The sequence below is a fragment of the Chryseobacterium paludis genome (assembly GCF_025403485.1).
Lineage (GTDB): Bacteria > Bacteroidota > Bacteroidia > Flavobacteriales > Weeksellaceae > Chryseobacterium > Chryseobacterium paludis.
Window position 1 is genome coordinate 2,541,655 of the sequence record NZ_CP099966.1, and the last position, 18,555, is coordinate 2,560,209.

15 protein-coding genes are annotated in these 18,555 nt (G+C 35.9%); 4 read left to right on the plus strand and 11 right to left on the minus strand.

The window, feature by feature from the left end; all coding sequences use genetic code 11:
- The gene (gene porZ / locus NG806_RS11380) at positions 1-2,268 is read left to right on the plus strand and encodes a type IX secretion system anionic LPS delivery protein PorZ (protein WP_261509733.1); all 2,268 of its coding nucleotides are present in this window, start codon (positions 1-3) and stop codon (positions 2,266-2,268) included.
- Positions 2,268-2,954, plus strand: a complete 687-nt coding sequence (gene recO / locus NG806_RS11385) for a DNA repair protein RecO (protein ID WP_214828713.1) — start codon at positions 2,268-2,270, stop codon at positions 2,952-2,954. Before porZ ends, recO begins: the two co-directional genes overlap by 1 nt.
- A gap of 32 nt (positions 2,955-2,986) precedes the next feature.
- Here recO and NG806_RS11390 read toward each other — a convergent pair whose 3' ends face one another.
- From NG806_RS11390 to NG806_RS11405, 4 genes are all read right to left on the minus strand, one after another.
- Complete coding sequence (locus tag NG806_RS11390) at positions 2,987-5,644, minus strand: MGH1-like glycoside hydrolase domain-containing protein (RefSeq protein ID WP_261509734.1); 2,658 nt, start codon at positions 5,642-5,644, stop codon at positions 2,987-2,989.
- A 107-nt stretch (positions 5,645-5,751) separates the two neighbouring features.
- Complete coding sequence (locus tag NG806_RS11395; protein WP_261509735.1) at positions 5,752-6,561, minus strand: glucose 1-dehydrogenase; 810 nt, start codon at positions 6,559-6,561, stop codon at positions 5,752-5,754.
- Between the two features lie 72 nt (positions 6,562-6,633).
- On the minus strand, positions 6,634-7,107 hold the full coding sequence (locus tag NG806_RS11400) for a GNAT family N-acetyltransferase (protein WP_261509736.1): 474 nt from the start codon (positions 7,105-7,107) through the stop codon (positions 6,634-6,636).
- A gap of 3 nt (positions 7,108-7,110) precedes the next feature.
- On the minus strand, positions 7,111-7,728 hold the full coding sequence (locus NG806_RS11405) for a DUF1684 domain-containing protein (protein WP_214828699.1): 618 nt from the start codon (positions 7,726-7,728) through the stop codon (positions 7,111-7,113).
- 139 nt (positions 7,729-7,867) lie between these two features.
- Here NG806_RS11405 and NG806_RS11410 point away from each other — a divergent pair, with 139 nt between their 5' ends.
- Positions 7,868-9,448 (plus strand): GMC family oxidoreductase N-terminal domain-containing protein, encoded by a 1,581-nt coding sequence (locus NG806_RS11410; protein ID WP_261509738.1) that lies wholly within the window; start codon positions 7,868-7,870, stop codon positions 9,446-9,448.
- On the opposite strand, the gene NG806_RS11415 is transcribed toward NG806_RS11410, so the two are convergent.
- From NG806_RS11415 to NG806_RS11440, 6 genes are all read right to left on the minus strand, one after another.
- Complete coding sequence (locus tag NG806_RS11415; protein ID WP_261509739.1) at positions 9,445-10,311, minus strand: AadS family aminoglycoside 6-adenylyltransferase; 867 nt, start codon at positions 10,309-10,311, stop codon at positions 9,445-9,447. The two genes, NG806_RS11410 and NG806_RS11415, sit on opposite strands and share 4 nt — an antisense overlap.
- Positions 10,311-10,712, minus strand: coding sequence for a hypothetical protein (locus NG806_RS11420; protein ID WP_214828691.1), 402 nt, complete (start codon positions 10,710-10,712; stop codon positions 10,311-10,313). Before NG806_RS11420 ends, NG806_RS11415 begins: the two co-directional genes overlap by 1 nt.
- 243 nt (positions 10,713-10,955) lie before the next feature.
- On the minus strand, positions 10,956-12,461 hold the full coding sequence (gene mqo, locus NG806_RS11425; RefSeq protein WP_261509742.1) for a malate dehydrogenase (quinone): 1,506 nt from the start codon (positions 12,459-12,461) through the stop codon (positions 10,956-10,958).
- A 182-nt stretch (positions 12,462-12,643) separates the two neighbouring features.
- Entirely contained in the window at positions 12,644-13,732 is a 1,089-nt protein-coding gene (locus NG806_RS11430; protein WP_214828685.1) for an NAD(P)-binding domain-containing protein, read from the minus strand.
- 10 nt (positions 13,733-13,742) lie between these two features.
- Positions 13,743-14,765 carry an LLM class flavin-dependent oxidoreductase gene (locus tag NG806_RS11435; RefSeq protein ID WP_261509744.1) on the minus strand — a complete coding sequence of 341 codons (1,023 nt, stop codon included), beginning with the start codon at positions 14,763-14,765 and terminating at the stop codon, positions 13,743-13,745.
- Positions 14,766-15,011: 246 nt separating this feature from the next.
- Positions 15,012-16,052 carry an NAD(P)H-dependent glycerol-3-phosphate dehydrogenase gene (locus NG806_RS11440; RefSeq protein WP_214828679.1) on the minus strand — a complete coding sequence of 347 codons (1,041 nt, stop codon included), beginning with the start codon at positions 16,050-16,052 and terminating at the stop codon, positions 15,012-15,014.
- A 224-nt stretch (positions 16,053-16,276) separates the two neighbouring features.
- Here NG806_RS11440 and NG806_RS11445 point away from each other — a divergent pair, with 224 nt between their 5' ends.
- Entirely contained in the window at positions 16,277-17,317 is a 1,041-nt protein-coding gene (locus tag NG806_RS11445; RefSeq protein WP_261509746.1) for a M23 family metallopeptidase, read from the plus strand.
- Positions 17,318-17,373: 56 nt separating this feature from the next.
- On the opposite strand, the gene NG806_RS11450 is transcribed toward NG806_RS11445, so the two are convergent.
- Positions 17,374-18,552, minus strand: coding sequence for an MBL fold metallo-hydrolase (locus NG806_RS11450; protein WP_261509747.1), 1,179 nt, complete (start codon positions 18,550-18,552; stop codon positions 17,374-17,376).
- Positions 18,553-18,555: the final 3 nt, after the last annotated feature.

Here is an 18,555-nt window from a genome sequence, read left to right on the forward strand (position 1 = left end):
ATGAAAAAACTCTCCATAATTTCCCTTGGTATTTTAGCATCCATACAATTCGCAAATGCACAGGTTATTTCGTCAAAGAAATGGTCGGATATATTCTCTTACAATAATGTGATCGCTATGAAAGAAGATCACGGAAAAATAATTGCAGCAGCAGAAAACGGACTTTTTTATTATACCATATCAACAGGTGAAATTACAAAGCTGTCTAAAGCAAATGGTCTACACGAGGTTGGTATATCTGCCTTCGACTATAATCCACAAACTAAAATAGGACTGATAGGTTATCAAAATGGTTCTTTAGATGTTGTAACTCCAGACGGGGTTACTTATGTGGTTGATATTCCTATTGCTACCGGATACAACGGAAGTAAAAAGATCAATCATATTTCTATTACTGGAGACAAGGCTGTTGTTTCAGTTGGATATGGACTTTCAATTTTTGATCTGAAGAAAAAAGAATTCAATGATTCTACATTTTTTCTTGTTGGTGGAGTTTATCAAGCGAGTAACGAGGCAACAATTGTTGGCAATAAAGTATACTGTGTAACCACTACCGGATTTAAAAGCCATGAAATGAATACTACCTTTCCGATATATTCTACATGGACTACTGAAATGCCAGGTTCATTTACGCAAATCGATTCAGAATCTGTACTAAGTTTTTCTTCTCCGACAACAGCATATCTCTACGACAACGGTGTAGCTACTCCACTTTCACAAACTTTTGGAAAAGTTAGCGATATCGTAGTAAATCCAAATAATATCATTGTAACCGATCAAGCCAGAATTTATTCATTTAATACTAATGGAAATTTCATGGGCGCTGTAAGTCTTGGTGAAGAATGTAACACAGCAACAACAGTGAACGGCAAAATGTATGGTGGATCCATATTATCAGGGATTAAGGACGAAGCCAGTAACTCATTTAAACCAGATGGTCCATATTTCAATAATGCATACAAGCTTAGTTTATATGGTGAAAATCAACTTTTAATATCAACAGGTTCCAGAGATGCAAGATTTAACGGGCCTGTAATCAATCCTAAAAACCCAGGTTTTTATTATTTTAATGGAATGCAGTGGATTTATCCATCTTATTTTATAGGAAAATCCCAAACTTTTAATGTTTTGGATGCTACTTCTAATCCTAGTAATCCTGATGAGGTTTTCTTTACCAATTACGTCTTTGGAGGGCAAGGTATTTACAAGATGAAGTATAATGCTGGTAATAAAGATTTCGATTTTACTAAATATTACGATTTAGCTGCACCTAGTGACTTTGTACGTCGTCCAGTTGGTTTAACATATGATGATCAAAATAACCTCATTGCTACTATTGCATTCATGGATACAGGTTCCATCGCAATAGCTCCCTATGATAAAGCAGCAGATAATTTCATTGTAAAAGATCTCGGTCTTTTAAGTAATGGTGTTCAAAAAGCATTATACTATGAAAATTTATTATGGATTCCCATGCCAAGAACAAATAACTTCTTGGTATATGATTATAAAAAAACACCTACAAATGTATCTGATGACACGCCTTATTTGTTAAGTCAGTCCAATGGACTTCCAACCAATTCTAACGGAAGTATTTCTGTCGCTATTGATAAGGCAGGAGACGCATGGATTGGTTCTGATAGTGGATTAAGAGTGTTCTCAAATGCTGTATCAGCAATTAAAGAACCTAATCCTGCTGTAGAACCAATTATTATTGAGCAAAATAATCTTGGAGAAGAGCTTTTTCGTGATTCTCAAATCTTACAAATAGAAGTAGATGCAGGAGATTACAAATGGATCTCTGTAGACGGCGGTGGCGTTTATTATATGTCTTCAGATGGACAGCGTACCATCAAACACTTTACTAAAGAAAACTCGCCATTACCCACCAATAGTATCACAGACATTAAAGTAGACAGGAAAACAGGAAAAGTATATTTTGTTTCCTATAGCGGAATTGTTACTTATCAGGGCGATGTGGCTGATGTAACTTCCAATTTTGGAGATGTTGTGGTTTATCCAAATCCTGTGGTATATTCTAACTTTAAAGGAAAAGTAACCATTAAAGGTTTAGCTGAGAAAACGAATATCAGAATTGCAGATGTAGCTGGAAATGTTGTTCATTCAGCAGTAGCAAGAGGTGGTTATTACGAGTGGGATCTCAATAATCAACGTGGCACGAGGGTAGCATCAGGAATCTATTTTGTATTAATGACCAATGAAGATGGTTCTGATAAGGCTACTGCTAAAATAGCTGTGGTTAATTAATGAATTCACAAAGAGCATTTTTACTTTCATTTATAAAATATGGTGAGAATGATGCGATTCTGCATTGTTTTACGGAGGAAGATGGTTTTCAGACTTATTTCCTAAAGGGGATATACTCTAAAAGAAATAAGAAAAAGGCACTGTTACAGCCGTTGAATCAACTGAATATTTCCATTAGTATGGGAAAAAGCAGCGGTATACGATCCATTTCAAAATTTGAATTGGTAAAAAATAATGATATTTATACAGATATCAAGATCAATACGGTCATCTTTTTTGTCTCAGATTTTTTAAATCAGATTCTAAGAAATGAAGATAAAAACCTGATCTTATTTTTTAGTATTGATGAATTTATAGGTAAGCTATCTTCACTAAACTATCAGTCTCATCTTATTTTTTTAATTAAAATATTAAAAATACATGGGATTACACCTCTGGTAAATGTATATGATTTTCTGGATCCAGAAACGGGAACTTTTTCACTCTCTCAGACTCATCAACTATTTAATCATGAGGTATCCTCACTCTGGAAGTCAATTATTTCTTCTGAGAATCCATATGAAATAAAGATCAATTCTTCCTTCCGGAAGGATTTCCTTGATAGCATATTGGTCTACTATCATTATCATATCAGTGATTTTAAAATACCAACTTCTTTGGAAATCATTCAGCAGATTTTTGAATAACCTGCTAAATTGTGAAATTGAAAGATCAATTTTTAAGATTTTACATCTTCAGGCTTCTCTGTTTCAGATTCTGCGATTTCTTTCTTAGGAAACTTCGGTTGAAGAATTTTTGCTATCAAGCCTGTCCATCCTGTTTGATGGGAAGCTCCTACTCCACGCCCACTATCTCCATGAAAGTATTCGTAAAACAGAATATAATCTTTAAAATCAGGGTCTGTCTGAAACTTTGGATATTGTCCATTAACAGGGCGGTTTCCATTTTCATCTTTTAAAAATATCTTGGAAAGCCTTTTACTCAAGGCATCTGAAATTTGATCCAGATTGGAATAGCTTCCACTTCCTGTTGGATATTCTACCATAAAATCTGGGCTATAATAGAAGAAAAAGCTTTGAAGGCTTTCAATAATTAAATAATTAATAGGAAACCAAATAGGCCCCCTCCAATTGCTATTGCCTCCGAATAGTCCGCTATCACTTTCCGCAGGGGTATATTTTACAGAATAGTCAATTCCATTCAGGCTAACTGCATAAGGATTCTGTTCATATACTTTAGATAATGCACGAACTCCATAATCACTTAAAAATTCATTGGCATCAAGCATTCTGCTAAGTAATCTTTTTAGACGATGTCCACGGAGGAGTGAAAGCAAATGTTTGGAATCATGCCCTTTTACTTCCCAATGAGAAACCAGAGCTGCCAGTTCAGGTTTATTTTTCAATACCCAATACATTCTCTTTTTAAAGTTCGGGAGTTTTTCAATTACCTCATCATCAATTACTTCAACAGCAAACATCGGAATAAGCCCCACTATGGTTCGTAGTTTCAGGTACATATGATTTCCATCCTTAGAGGAAATTGCATCGTAAAAGAATTCATCCTCTTCATCCCAAAGTCCAAAGTTTTCATCTCCCATATTATCGAGCGAGTGGGCTATTGAAAGAAAATGCTCAAAAAACTTCATTGCCATTTCCTCATACACATTATTATACAAGGCCAATTCCAGTGCTATCCTCATCATATTGAGAGCAAACATGGCCATCCAGCTTGTTCCATCGGCCTGTTCTAACTGTTCACCATTAGGAAGCATACTGTTTCTATCAAAAACACCTATATTATCAAGTCCTAAAAATCCGCCTTCAAAAATATTATTTCCATTATTGTCTTTTTTGTTTACCCACCATGTGAAATTCATTAATAGTTTCTGAAAAGCACTTTCCAGAAATTGCAAATCAGGCTTATCATTAAGGTATTCATCGATTTTAAAAACCTTGAAAACAGCCCAGGCATGAACAGGAGGATTCACATCACTGAAATCCCACTCGTAGGCAGGAAGCTGACCATTTGGATGCATATACCACTCAAATAGGAAAAGTTTTAACTGATACTTTGCGAAATCGGGATCAATTAATGAAAAGCTAATGGCATGAAATGCCAGATCCCAAGTAGCATACCATGGATATTCCCATTTATCGGGCATCGAAATAATATGTTCATTATTAAGATGTTTCCAATCATAATTTCTTATTTTTTCTCTGGATTTTGGAGGGTTTACTTCTCCAGGATCTCCTTTTAACCATTTTTCTACATTATAATGGTAGTACATTTTGTTCCAAAGCATTCCTGCAAAAGCTTGTCTTTGCACCATTTTTTCGTCATCAGACTGCATTCCTTTCTGAATTTCATTATAAAATTCATCGGATTCTTTTTTCCTTCCATCAAAAATTTCTTCAAAATCTTTAAATGGTTCGGTTAAGTCTTTATCAGAAATCCTGAATTCAAATGTTTTTGTTTCTTTAGCTTTAAAATTTTCATCAATAAAAAAACAAGCCTTTGTTCCAATATCATTGGGATTTATTGCTGATGAATTATTATTAATAATGAAATCATTGATTCCGTCCTTACAATATCGGGAGAGATTAGATGACTGATAAAGCCTTTCATTATTAGTCTCATTATCACAAAATAAGGTCTTCAATGACTGCTTTGCATATACATTTTTGACGTTTAGATCTTTATGATGAACCTTGATAGTTGTTGCTTCGTCAGAGCTCAATTGAGGCTTATAATCATCATATCCCCAATTCCAGGTATTTCTAAACCAAACACCAGGCATGATATTAAGAGAGGCTTCATTTTCTGATTTATTGATAATTGTTAGTTTCACTAAAATATCATTCTGACTTTCTTTAGCGTATTCAATAAAAATATCAAAATACTCATTCCGGTCAAAAATTCCTGTATCAATTAATTCATATTCTGCATCACTCTTACTTCTTTCGGCATTTGTTTTTAGCAAATCTTCATAAGGAAAAGCATTTTGAGGATATTTGTATAACATCTTCATATAAGAATGCGTGGGAGTAGAATCCAGATAATAAAAATATTCTTTTACATCTTCACCATGATTTCCCTGTCCATTACTTAGACCAAAGAAACGCTCCTTCACCATCTTGTCTTTTTTATTCCAGAAGCCTACAGAGAAAATCAGTTTCTGCCAATCATCACAGATTCCACAAATTCCTTCTTCTCCCCAACGATAAGTCTTAGCTTCAGCAGTATCATGATTGGTATAGTTCCATGCATCTCCATTCGCACTATAATCTTCACGAACGAGTCCCCACTCCCTATTGCTTACATAAGGACCCCATTTTTTCCAGGTAACATCTGAAAGCCTCTGTTTTTCTGTCATGTTGATATATTATGAATGATAAGTAATTAGATCTTAATTCTACAGTAATCTATCAGAATTAAAAGATGAGATTCTTCAATTTGTTGCTACATTTTGAATGACAAATTCTATCCTCCAGTAGAAAAACTCTCAAAAGTGGTCATTCCACCATCTACAAAAACGCTTGTTCCTGTAATGTAATCGGCCAAATCACTGGCTAAAAATGCAGCTAAGTTTCCGATATCTTCCGGTTGTCCAATTCTGTTATATGGAATGAGATGAAGAAGATTATTTAAAGCCTCAGGAGTGCTCCATGCATCCTTATTAATAGGGGTTTGAATTGCTCCGGGACAAATAGAATTAACCCGTATCTTATCAGCTCCATGCTCCTGAGCTAATGTCTGCATCAGCATTCTTATCGCACCTTTACTGGATGCATAATTAGCGTGACCAGCCCATGGGATAATTTCATGAACAGAACTGATATGAATAATTTTCCCACAAGCTTTGGAACGGGAAAGATCGATACCACGGCGTAGAAATTCTTTTATAGCTTCTCTGGCACAAAGAAATTGCCCGGTTAGATTGACACCAATTACAGCATTCCACTGATCGATGGTCATTTCTGTAAATTTAGAATCTTTTTGAATCCCTGCGTTGTTCACCAGAATATCTACAGTTCCGAATTGCGAGACTACTTCCTGAAACATTTTTACAACCTGATCTTCTTTTGAAACATCACATTGATAGGTTATCCCTTTTCCACCGGCATCAGTAATATCCTTTAAAACTGCTTTAGCCTCATCAGTAGATCTTTCTGAAGAATGATTAACAATAACCGTAGCTCCTGCCAAAGCAAGAGATTTAGCAATTCCGGTACCTATTCCGCTTGATGCACCAGTAACAACTACTACCTGATTACGAAGTGATATTTCCATATTTATTATTTGATGTTACTCAAAGTTAAGGGAAAGATCACGCTGAGAATAAGATTTTACTTTAAAATTTTCTTAAAGTTTTTTATACATGAGAAGTTGTGGCCCACTTCTGCCTATTCTGGTTTTACCATCGTATCGGTATCCTACTTTTAAATAAAGCTCATAGGCTGAGGTATTATTTTGATTCACTGCTAAAACAATTTCATCGCAATTCTTGAAATTTCTTCTGATAAAATCATCCACATGAATCATCGCTGCTTTACCAATTCCCTTTCCCTGAAAGTCGGGGTTTATAGACAGTGATCTCAGTAAAACCGAGTTTGGATTATCAGTAAGATCAAATTTATCATCACCAAAGTCCAGGGCGAAATAACCTGCAGGTTTATCGTCATCAAAAATGGTGATAGAAAAACCTTTCCCATCATTACGCTCTTTGATCCTTTCTATAGCGAATTCTGCGGTTGATGTATACTGTGATTGGATTTCATCCAGAATATAATTAACTTCAGAAAAGTCTTCTGGTTTGTAAAAGTGTAGGTTAACCATTTTTTAATGATGATAAATATCGTTATACATTACTCCTGCACGAATTTCTACAGGAAGCTTATTTTCTTCGGGAACGATCGGACAATTGTAATCATAGGCATTGTAAGCACAATAAGGCTGATATGATTGATTAAAGTCCAGAATAATAGTATTTCCTTTCGGAATTTTCAGATCCATATATTTCCCACCACCATAGGTTTCCTTTTCATTGGTTGCATCACGAAAAGGAAGGAAAAGATAATCTTTGTATTTTTCCTGCTTTAATAAGTCTAGGCTTTGATACAATGTCAGGGTATAAGGCTTTCCGTCCAATTGAAAACTAGCCTTTCCATATTCTTTGTATTGTTTTGTTTTCCCCGATGAAGTGGGAATTTCAAAAGGTTCAGAATTTTCTGTTTTAACGAAATTTGCAGTTACTCTGTATTTTAAATCAAATGGAAAGAAAGGATGTTCTTTGAAGTTGGTAAAATTATCACCGCGTAAAGGAGTTTCTTTAGAATTTAAGTATTCTTCATTAAGCTCTTTCTGAAATTTCTTTACTTCTTTCTCTTCTTTTGAAATCGTCTTTTGAGAAAAGACTAATAATGGAAATAGAAAGAGTATTAAAATATATTTTTTCATGAATATCAAAATTAAAAGAATAAAACTATGAATTTTTTAGAGGATGAACAGTATAAGTGCGGTAAAAATTGGGCAATATTTTAAATATAATTTATGACTTTTTTTGTTTTTCTAGCATGCTTTTTGAGAAATAAGGATCATGGATAGAAAGAAATTCATTACCACCAGTGCCTTAGGAATATCGAGTCTTTACTTCCTGAGTACTCATCTTCTTTTTGCATCACAGCCGAAAATTAAGAAACAAAGGAAAACATTAGAATCTCCTATCATTATTATTGGTTCCGGATATGGCGGAGCTGTCGCTGCTTTACGTCTTTGTGAAGCAGGAAAAAAAGTACTGATGCTGGAGATGGGTCTTAATTGGGAAAAATCGGGACTACCATTCTCCAATTTATTAAAGCCTGGAAAAAGTGCAGCCTGGCTAAAAAAGAAAACGATAGCTCCTTTTATGAACCTCTTTTCTTTAACTCCTTTTACAGGAGCTTTGGACCGATTGGATTTTGAACACATCAACATCTGGGTAGGAAGAGGTGTGGGTGGTGGATCCATCGTTAATGGCGGAATGGCAGTAACACCTAAGGAAAGCTATTTTAAAGAGGTTTTTCCTCAATTAGATGCTGAAAAATTTTATCAGTTTTATTTCCCTTTGGCCCGAAAAGAATTAAAGGTAAACGTTATTGATGAACAGTTTTTAAATGACTGTCCTTATTATAAATTTACAAGAGTAGGTGAAGAAGAAGCTCATAAAGCCGGCTTCAAGACCATCAGAGTTCCGAATGTATATGATTTCAAATACATGGAAAAGGAATTTAAAAATGAAGTTCCACGATCTGCTCTTAACACTGAAGTTATTTACGGAAATAATTATGGTAAGAACAGTCTTGATAAAACCTATCTCAAAAAGGCACTAGACACTGGAAATCTTGAAATCCTAGATTTACATTGTGTTGACTCTATTGAACTAAATGAAGACAAAAGCTATACGCTGCAGGCTCGTCACATCAATACTTCGGGAGATCTTGTGGCAGAAAAAGTCTTTCATTGTAAAAAACTGATATTATCAGCTGGAACCATAGGAACATTAGAGCTTTTAATGAAATCGAATTTCAGGAATCAGTTTCCTCTTGGAAAAAATGTCGGTGAGAATTGGGGCAATAACGGAAACTTTATGACGGGCAGAAACTGGGTGAGACCTTTATCCGGAGGTACCGGAGTTCAACAATCCACAATTCCAGTAGGCGGAGTTGATAATTGGGATGATAGGGAACATCCTTTCTTCACAGAGATTGCACCACTACCGATGGGAATGGACGTAGCCACTGCGTTGTATTTATTAATCAATCGCGTTGATAAAAAAGGAAAGGTTTCTTATGATCCTATTGCTAAAAAACTTGCTATTGACTGGAATGAAAGTCATACTGAAAAAATGAGAGCCAATGCTGATTATTTTATCAAAAAAATGAATAAAGCAAATGGTGGGACAAGAAGTCATTTTCTTTTTAAAAATGGTTTTGGACCTAATATATGCTACCATCCATTAGGAGGTTGTGTATTAGGCGAAGCAACGAACTCCTATGGAAAATTAAATGATCATGAAAACCTTTTCGTTCTGGATGGTTCTTTAATTCCCGGAACAATCGGAGTAAATCCTTTTGTTACTATTGTGGCTATTACCGAGTATTGTATCGAAAATTTAATCCAACAAAACGAATTTGCTTAGCCTTGTAACCTAATTTCAATCAGGTATTTTCTTACTTTATTTTCAAGCTCTTCAGGATAAACTGTATTGATCTTTGTTGCAATATCAATCCCTATTTCATGAAAGAGATCTGCATACGCAAATATTGCATTCCAGTTTTCCTCGATATTATTTCCTGAAAAAGTTGCTTCAACTTTCTTCCAGAGTTCAGGAGACAAATATCGCTTGAAAAGTCTTCCATGTTTATTGGTAGTCATATTATTCCATCCCTGTTCACTGGCAATATACCATTCCAATAGAGGAACGAAATAGTCTGTTCTTATGACATCCTCGCTCATGAATTTGGCATAGAAGATCTCATCACGCTTTAAACATTTTGCAACATAAGTTGTATCCCACCAGAAATCATTGATCAGCTGCTGAAACCTTTCGGGTGTAGGTTTCTGAATCATGATCGATTGATATGTTGGAGCTTTTAAATCTTTTGTAAGCTGATCCTTATCTACCAATACTTTATATCCCACATCCCAATCTTCAGGAAGTATTTCTTCCTGTACTTCTTTTATAAATTCAGATTTTTGATACAGCTTAAAATCAACTTTTACGTGGTCTTCATACAAAACCATTTTCATCGCATGCCTACCTTCAAAAAAAGTCTCATCTTCCTCCACCATAGAAATAGGCACTCCAAAAAGTTCAACCCATTTTTTATCGGATTCATAAGATGCCATATTTTCAAAAACTAGCTCTACATCCAGATCACTGAAATCATCAACAGGAGCGTAGGGATTCACCAATGAACTGGTTAATAAAACGACCCGGATATCCTTATTCTGTTCAGCCCAGGCTATGATCTGCTGTAGCTTCTCTTCCCTTGTTTTCATTAATAAGATTCTGAAATTTTCACCCGATATACATCCATAGAATTTCTCTTAATAGATTCCACAAAGAATCCTCCTTCTTCAGGAATAACTTCTTTAAGGTCAAAACTTTTACAGCCTTTAGGTAAACCAGAAAATATCAAAGTAAACCAAAAATCCCGCATAAAAGGAACCGGGGTCCAATCCGGAAATATAGAAATATTTTCAGCATGGATCAATTTGCTCTGATGTTCTGAACTATTATCCAGAAGATACGTTGTATTCCAAATCCTGATCAGATTACCTAAAAAAGGTGATGCCGGAAAACAACAATGCACAATGACCTGTTTCTCCTCCTCTATCTTCGTTTTAAGAGATTCCAGAAGTTCTTTAGCAATAATAGGTTTTACAATGATTTCTTCCACAGCTTTTATAGTAATTGGTAATCAGTAATGAATAGTCTGATACAAATTTATTTAAATTTAAGTTGATATGGATATTTTGAATGGATTATGATTGTGTTAAGAATTTTATTTAATGGAAAACAAAAAGCCAGCTTATATAAGTTGGCTTTTTAAATGATTATCAACTCAAAGTGATAAGCAGCGCGCACCTAAGAATTCTAAAGACAGAGACAAGATTTTTATCATCAATATCTTTTATCTAAACTAATACTCCAGCTCCAGCTTCTCCTTCGTATAATTTCTCACTTTCTCTGTAAGTTCTGGATTGCCTGCCAGCTTTTGTCCATAGGAAGGAATCATCTCCAACAATTTATCTTTCCATTCTCCATGAAGTTTTTCTCCAAAACATTTTTCAAGAACGCTGAGCATTGCATATGCTGCTGTGGAGGCTCCCGGTGAGGCGCCTAATAGAGAGGCAATCGTTCCACTTTCATTCACTACCACTTCGGTTCCGAATTCCAACTTCCCACCTTCTTTTTCATCTTTTTTAATCACCTGAACTCTTTGTCCTGCTATTTTTAATTCCCAATCTGCTTCATTTGCATCTTTTACAAATTCTCTTAAATGCTGCATCCTCTGAGCTTTGGTCATGGCAACCTGCTGAATAAGATATTTAGTTAAAGGAATATTATGCCACCATGCTCCGAATAGGGATCTGATATTTTTAGTATTGACGCTTTCAGGAAGGTCAAGATAACTGCCCTCTTTTAAAAACTTAGTTGAGAAACCTGCAAAAGGTCCGAAAAGAAGTGCCTTCTTTCCATCAATGATTCTTAGATCCAGGTGTGGAACAGACATCGGTGGTGCATCTACAGTAGCTTGGGTATATACTTTAGCCTGATGTTTTTCTACCAACTCCGGATTATGAGTGACCAACCATTCCCCTGAAACTGGAAAACCTCCATAACCTGCGCTTTCTTTAATATCCGAACTATCCAGTAATGGAAGTGCGTAGCCACCTGCTCCGATAAAAACAAAATCTGCTACCACTTCCTGTTTATGATTGTGGATCCTGTCTTTCACTTTCATTTCCCACTCTCCATTTTCTCTAGGATCGATATCTTTTACTTCATGGTATAAGAATACCTCAACATTAGAATCTTCCAATAAATGTCTTCCCATTTTTCTGGTAAGGCTTCCAAAATTCACATCGGTTCCTAAATCCATTTTTGTTGCTGCCATTACTTCAGAAGCATTCCTTTTGCTCATTACCAAAGGAATCCATTCTTTCAGTTTTTCATGATCTGTCGAAAACTTCATTCCGGAAAATAAAACAGAACCGATCATTGCATCGTGACGTTTTCTCAGGTATTCAGCGTCTTTATCACCAAATACCAAGCTCATGTGTGGGCAGGAATTGATAAAATCTTTAGGTTCCTGGATGTAGCCTTTCTGAAGCAGGTATGACCAAAACTGTTTTGAGATCTCAAACTGTTCCGCGATACTTTCCGCTTTCGAGATATCAATGGTCCCGTCTTCTTTTTCTGGGGTATAATTCAATTCGCAAAAAGCTGAATGTCCGGTTCCTGCATTATTCCAGGCTGCGGTACTTTCCTTGGCAAACCTGCCTAACCTTTCGAAAATTGCGATCTCAAGATTGGGATCAAATTCGTGGAGTAATGTAGCTAAAGTGGCACTCATGATACCACCACCTATGAGTACAACATCATATTTTGGTTTCGGTGTTCTGCTTGTAAGCAAATGTGACATAACATTAAATTTAATACTAATTTCGGGAAAAGTTTTAACAACAGGAACGTGTTTAACGATTTTAACATGTTAATTTTTAGATTGAAAAAAGTTTCAGATTTGACAAGAAAATGCAATCGAAAGTATCAATCTAAATCAATTAGCTTTAACCATTAAAGTGATATTTCATATGTAGATGTAAATCATTTTATAATCCTCAGAGTTGTAACCAATTCTCTTGCCGCAGCACTTCCAGCTCTGTTTGCTCCAATAGTGGATGCAGAGGGTCCATAGCCTACCAAATGAATCCTCGGTTCTTTTGCAACTTCGGTTGCCAATCTTCCAGACATGATGACACCACCGCCCTCTTCCTTAGGTAAAATAGCATCCAAATGTGACAGTGACGATCGGAAACCCGTATTCCAAAGAATAACATCAGCTTTTTCTTGCCTTCCATCTTCCCATTTAACGCCTTCTTCAGTGATTTCACTAAACATTGGAAATCGTTTAAGAACACCTCTTTTTTCCATATCTTTAATTTCATCAGTAACAGGCAATCCTGTTACCGAAACAACCGACATTGGTAATAATCCATTTCTCACTCGTTTGTCAACCATCGCAACCGCCAAACTCCCTGCCATATCATCAAACGGTCCTTCCCGGAATTCCGGAGGTCTTCGTGTAACCCAAGTAGTAGTGGTTATTCTTGAAATCTGATCAAGCAATTGAATCGCAGAAATACCGCCACCAACAATGATTACATGTTTTCCTTTGAAATATTCGGCATTTTTAAAGTTTCGGGTATGCAGTTGTTCACCCTTAAAAAGCTCAGCACCCGGATATTCCGGAATATAAGGATTTTCCCAAGTTCCTGTAGCATTGATGATACCTAATGCAGAAAATGCAACAGACGATGTATCAATGTAGAACCTTTCTCCATTCAAGCTCACTTTCTCAACTTTCACCGGTCGATAGACCTGTATTCCGAATTTTTTCTCGTACAAATCATAATAATGTGGTACGGCAATATTGGCTCGGACTTCAGTTTCATCTCCCTGAATAGTTTCTTCGAAAGACATTCCCGGCAAATCATGAATGCGATTTACTGTACTCAAGGTCAATGAATCCCATCGGGATTGCCAGGCACCACCGGCAAAAGGAGCAGCATCTAAAATAATAAAATCCTGACCGATTTCCAATCCCATTTTTTTGAGATGATATGCGGTAGAAAGTCCGGCTTGCCCAGCTCCAATAATTGCAATTTTTGTTTTATACCAAATTTTTCCTGCCATTTTCCCTTTTTTAACGCCAGCCCAGTTCAGGAGCAACATATTTCAAAATGGATTCAAGTACATGTACATTGTAATCAACACCCAATGTATTGGGAATTGTCAACAACAAAGTATCTGCCTCCTGAATAGCTTCATCCTGTGCCAATTCTTGAATTAGCTGTTCTGGTTCAGCAGCATAACTTCTTCCGAAAATAGCACGTTGATTTCCTTCTAAAACACCTATTTTATCAGTCCTATCTGCTTCCTGTCCAAAATAGTATCTGTCCTGATCATTGACTATGGCGAAAATGGATCGGCTCACAGAAACTCTTGGTTCCCGTGTATGTCCAGCTTTTTTATAAGCTTCTTTATATAAACGAATCTGTTCGGCTTGCTGAATATGAAAAGGTTTTCCACTTTCATCAAATTTTAAGGTGGAACTTTGCAAATTCATACCAACTTCCCCTGCCCAGACTGCAGTAGCATCTGAAGCAGACCCCCACCAAATACGGTCACGTAATCCTTCAGAATGGGGTTCTATCCGCAATAATCCGGGTGGATTAGGAAACATCGGATTAGGGTTGGGCCGCGCGAAACCTTCTCCTTTTAACAAATCGAAAAACTCCAAACCCTTAAGACGTCCCATATCTGTATCAGTTTGACCTTCTTCCAAATCATATCCGAAATATCGCCAACCATCAATAACCTGCTCAGGTGAACCTCTACTAATTCCTAATTGTAACCGACCTTCGGAAATCAAATCTGCAGCGCCAGCATTTTCTACCATATAAAACGGGTTTTCATAACGCATATCAATGACGCCTGTTCCGATTTCAATTTTTTTAGTTTTAGCACCAATAGCCGCCAACAAAGGAAACGGCGAAGCTAACTGATTAGCGAAATGATGCACCCGAAAGTATGCGCCGTCAATTCCTATTTCTTCTGCAGCCACCGCCAAATCTATGGATTGTAACAGAGTATCACCTGCTGTTTTGTTGTCATATGAAGGATGGTTTCCCCAATGTCCAAACGATAAAAATCCTATCTTTTTCATTTACCTAATTTACGAAATGTAATCTCTTGGAATATTATCATATGGTAAGTTCGAAGTGAAGCTACTTGTTGCTCATTGCAAATAAGTATCAAATATAAAGCAGACAATGTTTTCAGGTGATGAAGACAGAAATTGTTTGAATGTCTGAACTAAAGATCAACAAAGTTGTATTTTAACTAAATATCCAACAAAAAACATCAGCAAATTTGCTGATGTTTTTTGTTGGTTTATAACTTTCAAGTTGTTTTAGTTCAATTTTGCAGTCAGCTTTTTAAATTGCTTTTCAGCATTTTTCCCTTCATACAAAATCCCATAGATTGTGTCTACGATTGGCAGCTTAAGCTTTTTTTGTTTTGCTGTTTTATAAATAGAATCAGCTGCGTAATATCCTTCTGCAACCATATTCATTGATTGAATCGCAGATTTTACGGTATATCCTTTTCCGATCAGGTTTCCTAAACTTCTGTTTCTTGAGAATAATGAATATGCTGTTACCAGTAAATCACCTAAGTAAGCACTTTCATTTACATCTCTAGGTGCTTCATAGATGGCTTCCAGGAATATTTCCATTTCACGGATCGCATTTGATACAAACACAGCAGTAAAATTATCTCCATAACCCAATCCACTTGCAATACCAGCTCCGATGGCAAAAATATTTTTAAGGATCGCACTGTATTCATTTCCTAAGATATCTTTGCTGGAATGCATTTTAATAAAATCTGAATTGAAAATGCCCAAGAGCTTTTCAGATACCTCCTCTTCTACTGTGGCAACTGTAAGATAAGAAAGTCTTTCCATTGCCACTTCCTCAGCATGACAGGGTCCCGCAATAACTGCCTGATTTCTAAAACCGATCTGAAACTCATCTCTCAGATAATGTGCTACCACATCATTCACTTTAGGAATGATCCCTTTAATCGCAGAAACGAAAATTTTATCTTTATACTCACAGGTCATTTTTTCCAGTGTATCTGAAAGATAAATGGAAGGTGTTGCTAATACGACAACGTCGCATGCAGAAACCAATTCATTGATATCTGTGGTCAGTTTTAAATTTTTAAGATTGAAATTAACTGCCGTTAAATAGGTAGGATTATGTCCACGAAGCTCAATAGCTCCTTTTACAAACTCACTTCGTACACACCAATGTACTATTTTACAGTTTTCAACAAGCATTTTTACGATCGCAGTTGCAAAACTTCCACTCCCAACAACCCCTACCGAGACCTCATTATTATTCTTTTTCGGATTTGAAGATTCTGAAATTGTTTTCTTTTTCGCCATAATTGAAATGTGAACTGCAAATATATTAAAACAAAAAATTAGGATCTCTTTCACAGGCATGATAAAACCCAATTTTCTGAAAAAATTAACACTTTCATACAATTAAATAGGTAAATCGACGTTAAATATTGAAATAAGTAAATTTTAATTAAAAATAATTCACAAAACCAATTTTTAATTAAATTTGCACTCTTAATACCGTTTTAATACTAAGTGAAAGAAATATGAAGAAATTTCTAAACAGTAAAAAGAACGTAAATATCCTCTTAGGTGGACTTTTACTAGTAGTTTTTGCTCAAGGCATTTTTATAGCTAAACTATCTTCCGAAAGGGATGATAAAAAATATGAAGTGAACCTTGTAAAAATAAACACTGAAAAAGATAGTGTAGATTACTTAAAAATGAAAACTGATCTCACTTTAGTAGATCAAACCGTTGCACAGCTTAATTCATTTCTAAAATCAAAGGATGTTCCAAGTGAAAAGCTGATGTTCTTAAGTAAAGACAGTATTTCAAATTCTGTCTATCTGGCTAAACAAGCCAACCGATACAGCCAATATTTAATGGATTTACAAAAAAAACTAATGCAGGTTCCGTTAGGAATGCCTACAGATGGTTATATTTCATCCAATTTTGGAATCAGAAAAAATCCTATCCCTTTTAAAACCGTATATGCATCGGTAAAAACAAGCATGGCATCCAATTCTAAACCAACTGTTGCCGCTGCACCAAAACCGGAAGTAAAGGCAGAACCTGTTGAAAAAATCATTGAACTTACAGACAGCTACGGAAATAAAAGAGAAGTAAAAGTAATGGTTACTCCAAAAACAACCAGTAGTGCTCCTGCTCCTTCAGCAACCAGTTCTACAAAATCTGTTGCAACAACCTCTTCCTCCTCCTCATCTAAAACAGCTCCTATGGAAAGAAATAACCCACCAGCTGAAGCTGACCAGATGCAGTTTCATAAAGGACTCGATATTGCCGTTGCATATGGATCTGATGTTAGGGCTTCCGCTGCTGGAACAATTATTTTTTCAGGACAAAAAGGAGGTTATGGAAACTGCGTGATCGTTTCTCATGGAAATGGTTTAGCAACCTTATATGGACATTTATCCGAATTGATCGCTAAAGTAAATGATAAGGTAAAAGTGGGTCAGGTGATTGCCAAATCCGGAAACTCCGGACGTTCTACAGGGCCTCATCTTCATTATGAAGTACACAAAAACAATACGCCGGTAAATCCGAAATTGTTTATGAATTTATAAAAAAATAACGGCTGTCAGATGACAGCCGTTATTTTTTATTTTATATCAATTTGAATTTATTTCAGAATAGTAAGCTTTCCTTTAAAATGATTGAATGATCCATCTTTTGATGCAATATTAGTGTAGACTACATTTTTATTATAATCCTGAACGTGACTTACATTATCTCCTGTTTTAGGTTCATGCCAATATACCATAAATACATTGCTTGCCACTTCTGTAACAGTGTATTGAACAGTATCTGCAGCTCCTTTAAAAGCACCATTCGTACCTGTAAAAGACATGGTCTTATTATCTTTATAATCCAGAACAAACTTTCCAGTACCGAAATCAACTTCAACTTTTCGTCCTATGGCTGGATAAGGAGATCTTAAATCCCAGTTCATTTCGCCTAAAAATACCTTTACTCCCATTTCAAGTTCATCTTTTCCCGGAAGATCAGGATATTGAGTCACCATAAATTTTACGATCGTATCTGATGTTTTATTCTCAGTAACCGCTTTCTTATAATTCTCCAAATATCCTTTAACAAAATCCAGTGACTGAGGAGCTAAATTTAATTTTGCAAAATGTGATGGAACAACTTGCTGTGGTTGTAAAGCCTTCATAGCGTCAATTTGTCCGATCCATTTATCAATAGCTTCTTTGTTTTGTGTATCAGCCATCCAGATATGAGAATCTACTGAAACTGAAATTCCGCCCACTATTGTTTTTATTGAAGGGATCCAAATAAAGCTATGGGCAGGATCATCAGGATTTTGTTTGATCTCTATCTTATTCCCTTCTAAATCGGGAATTGAAGTCACAGCTTCTGGCACGAAAACCTCTGATGGAGCATCTCCTTTCAATTGAGGATTCCAGACTGCCAGTTTATCATCCTTCGATGCTGAAATCAGATAAGCAGTCTGAGCTGTTGAAATGATCTTTACATTCGGAAAGGCTTTTTTAATAACATCCAATCCAAAGTAAAAGTCGGGATCGCTATGTGAAATGAAAACAATTTTAAGGTTTTTTCCTGTTGCTTTTATTTCCTTAACCAATTGCTCAGCATATTGTTTCTGAAATTGAGCATCCACCAATATGGCATCTTTATCTCCATAAATAATTGTTGAAGCGATTGGGAAAATAGCCTTCGTTCCAGGATTATATACTTTGATCTTAAGATTGCCCGCTAACATTGAGCCTGTAAAACCTAACAAAATGAATAGTGATAATAATTTCTTTTTTAACATCATTAT

Coding starts and splice junctions, on each gene's coding strand:
- porZ (WP_261509733.1), top strand. CDS start 1: ATGAAAAAACTCTCCATAATTTCCCTTGGTATTTTAGCATCCATACAA.
- recO (WP_214828713.1), top strand. CDS start 2,268: ATGAATTCACAAAGAGCATTTTTACTTTCATTTATAAAATATGGTGAG.
- NG806_RS11390 (WP_261509734.1), bottom strand. CDS start 5,644: ATGACAGAAAAACAGAGGCTTTCAGATGTTACCTGGAAAAAATGGGGT.
- NG806_RS11395 (WP_261509735.1), bottom strand. CDS start 6,561: ATGGAAATATCACTTCGTAATCAGGTAGTAGTTGTTACTGGTGCATCA.
- NG806_RS11400 (WP_261509736.1), bottom strand. CDS start 7,107: ATGGTTAACCTACACTTTTACAAACCAGAAGACTTTTCTGAAGTTAAT.
- NG806_RS11405 (WP_214828699.1), bottom strand. CDS start 7,728: ATGAAAAAATATATTTTAATACTCTTTCTATTTCCATTATTAGTCTTT.
- NG806_RS11410 (WP_261509738.1), top strand. CDS start 7,868: ATGGATAGAAAGAAATTCATTACCACCAGTGCCTTAGGAATATCGAGT.
- NG806_RS11415 (WP_261509739.1), bottom strand. CDS start 10,311: ATGAAAACAAGGGAAGAGAAGCTACAGCAGATCATAGCCTGGGCTGAA.
- mqo (WP_261509742.1), bottom strand. CDS start 12,461: ATGTCACATTTGCTTACAAGCAGAACACCGAAACCAAAATATGATGTT.
- NG806_RS11430 (WP_214828685.1), bottom strand. CDS start 13,732: ATGGCAGGAAAAATTTGGTATAAAACAAAAATTGCAATTATTGGAGCT.
- NG806_RS11435 (WP_261509744.1), bottom strand. CDS start 14,765: ATGAAAAAGATAGGATTTTTATCGTTTGGACATTGGGGAAACCATCCT.
- NG806_RS11440 (WP_214828679.1), bottom strand. CDS start 16,052: ATGGCGAAAAAGAAAACAATTTCAGAATCTTCAAATCCGAAAAAGAAT.
- NG806_RS11445 (WP_261509746.1), top strand. CDS start 16,277: ATGAAGAAATTTCTAAACAGTAAAAAGAACGTAAATATCCTCTTAGGT.
- NG806_RS11450 (WP_261509747.1), bottom strand. CDS start 18,552: ATGATGTTAAAAAAGAAATTATTATCACTATTCATTTTGTTAGGTTTT.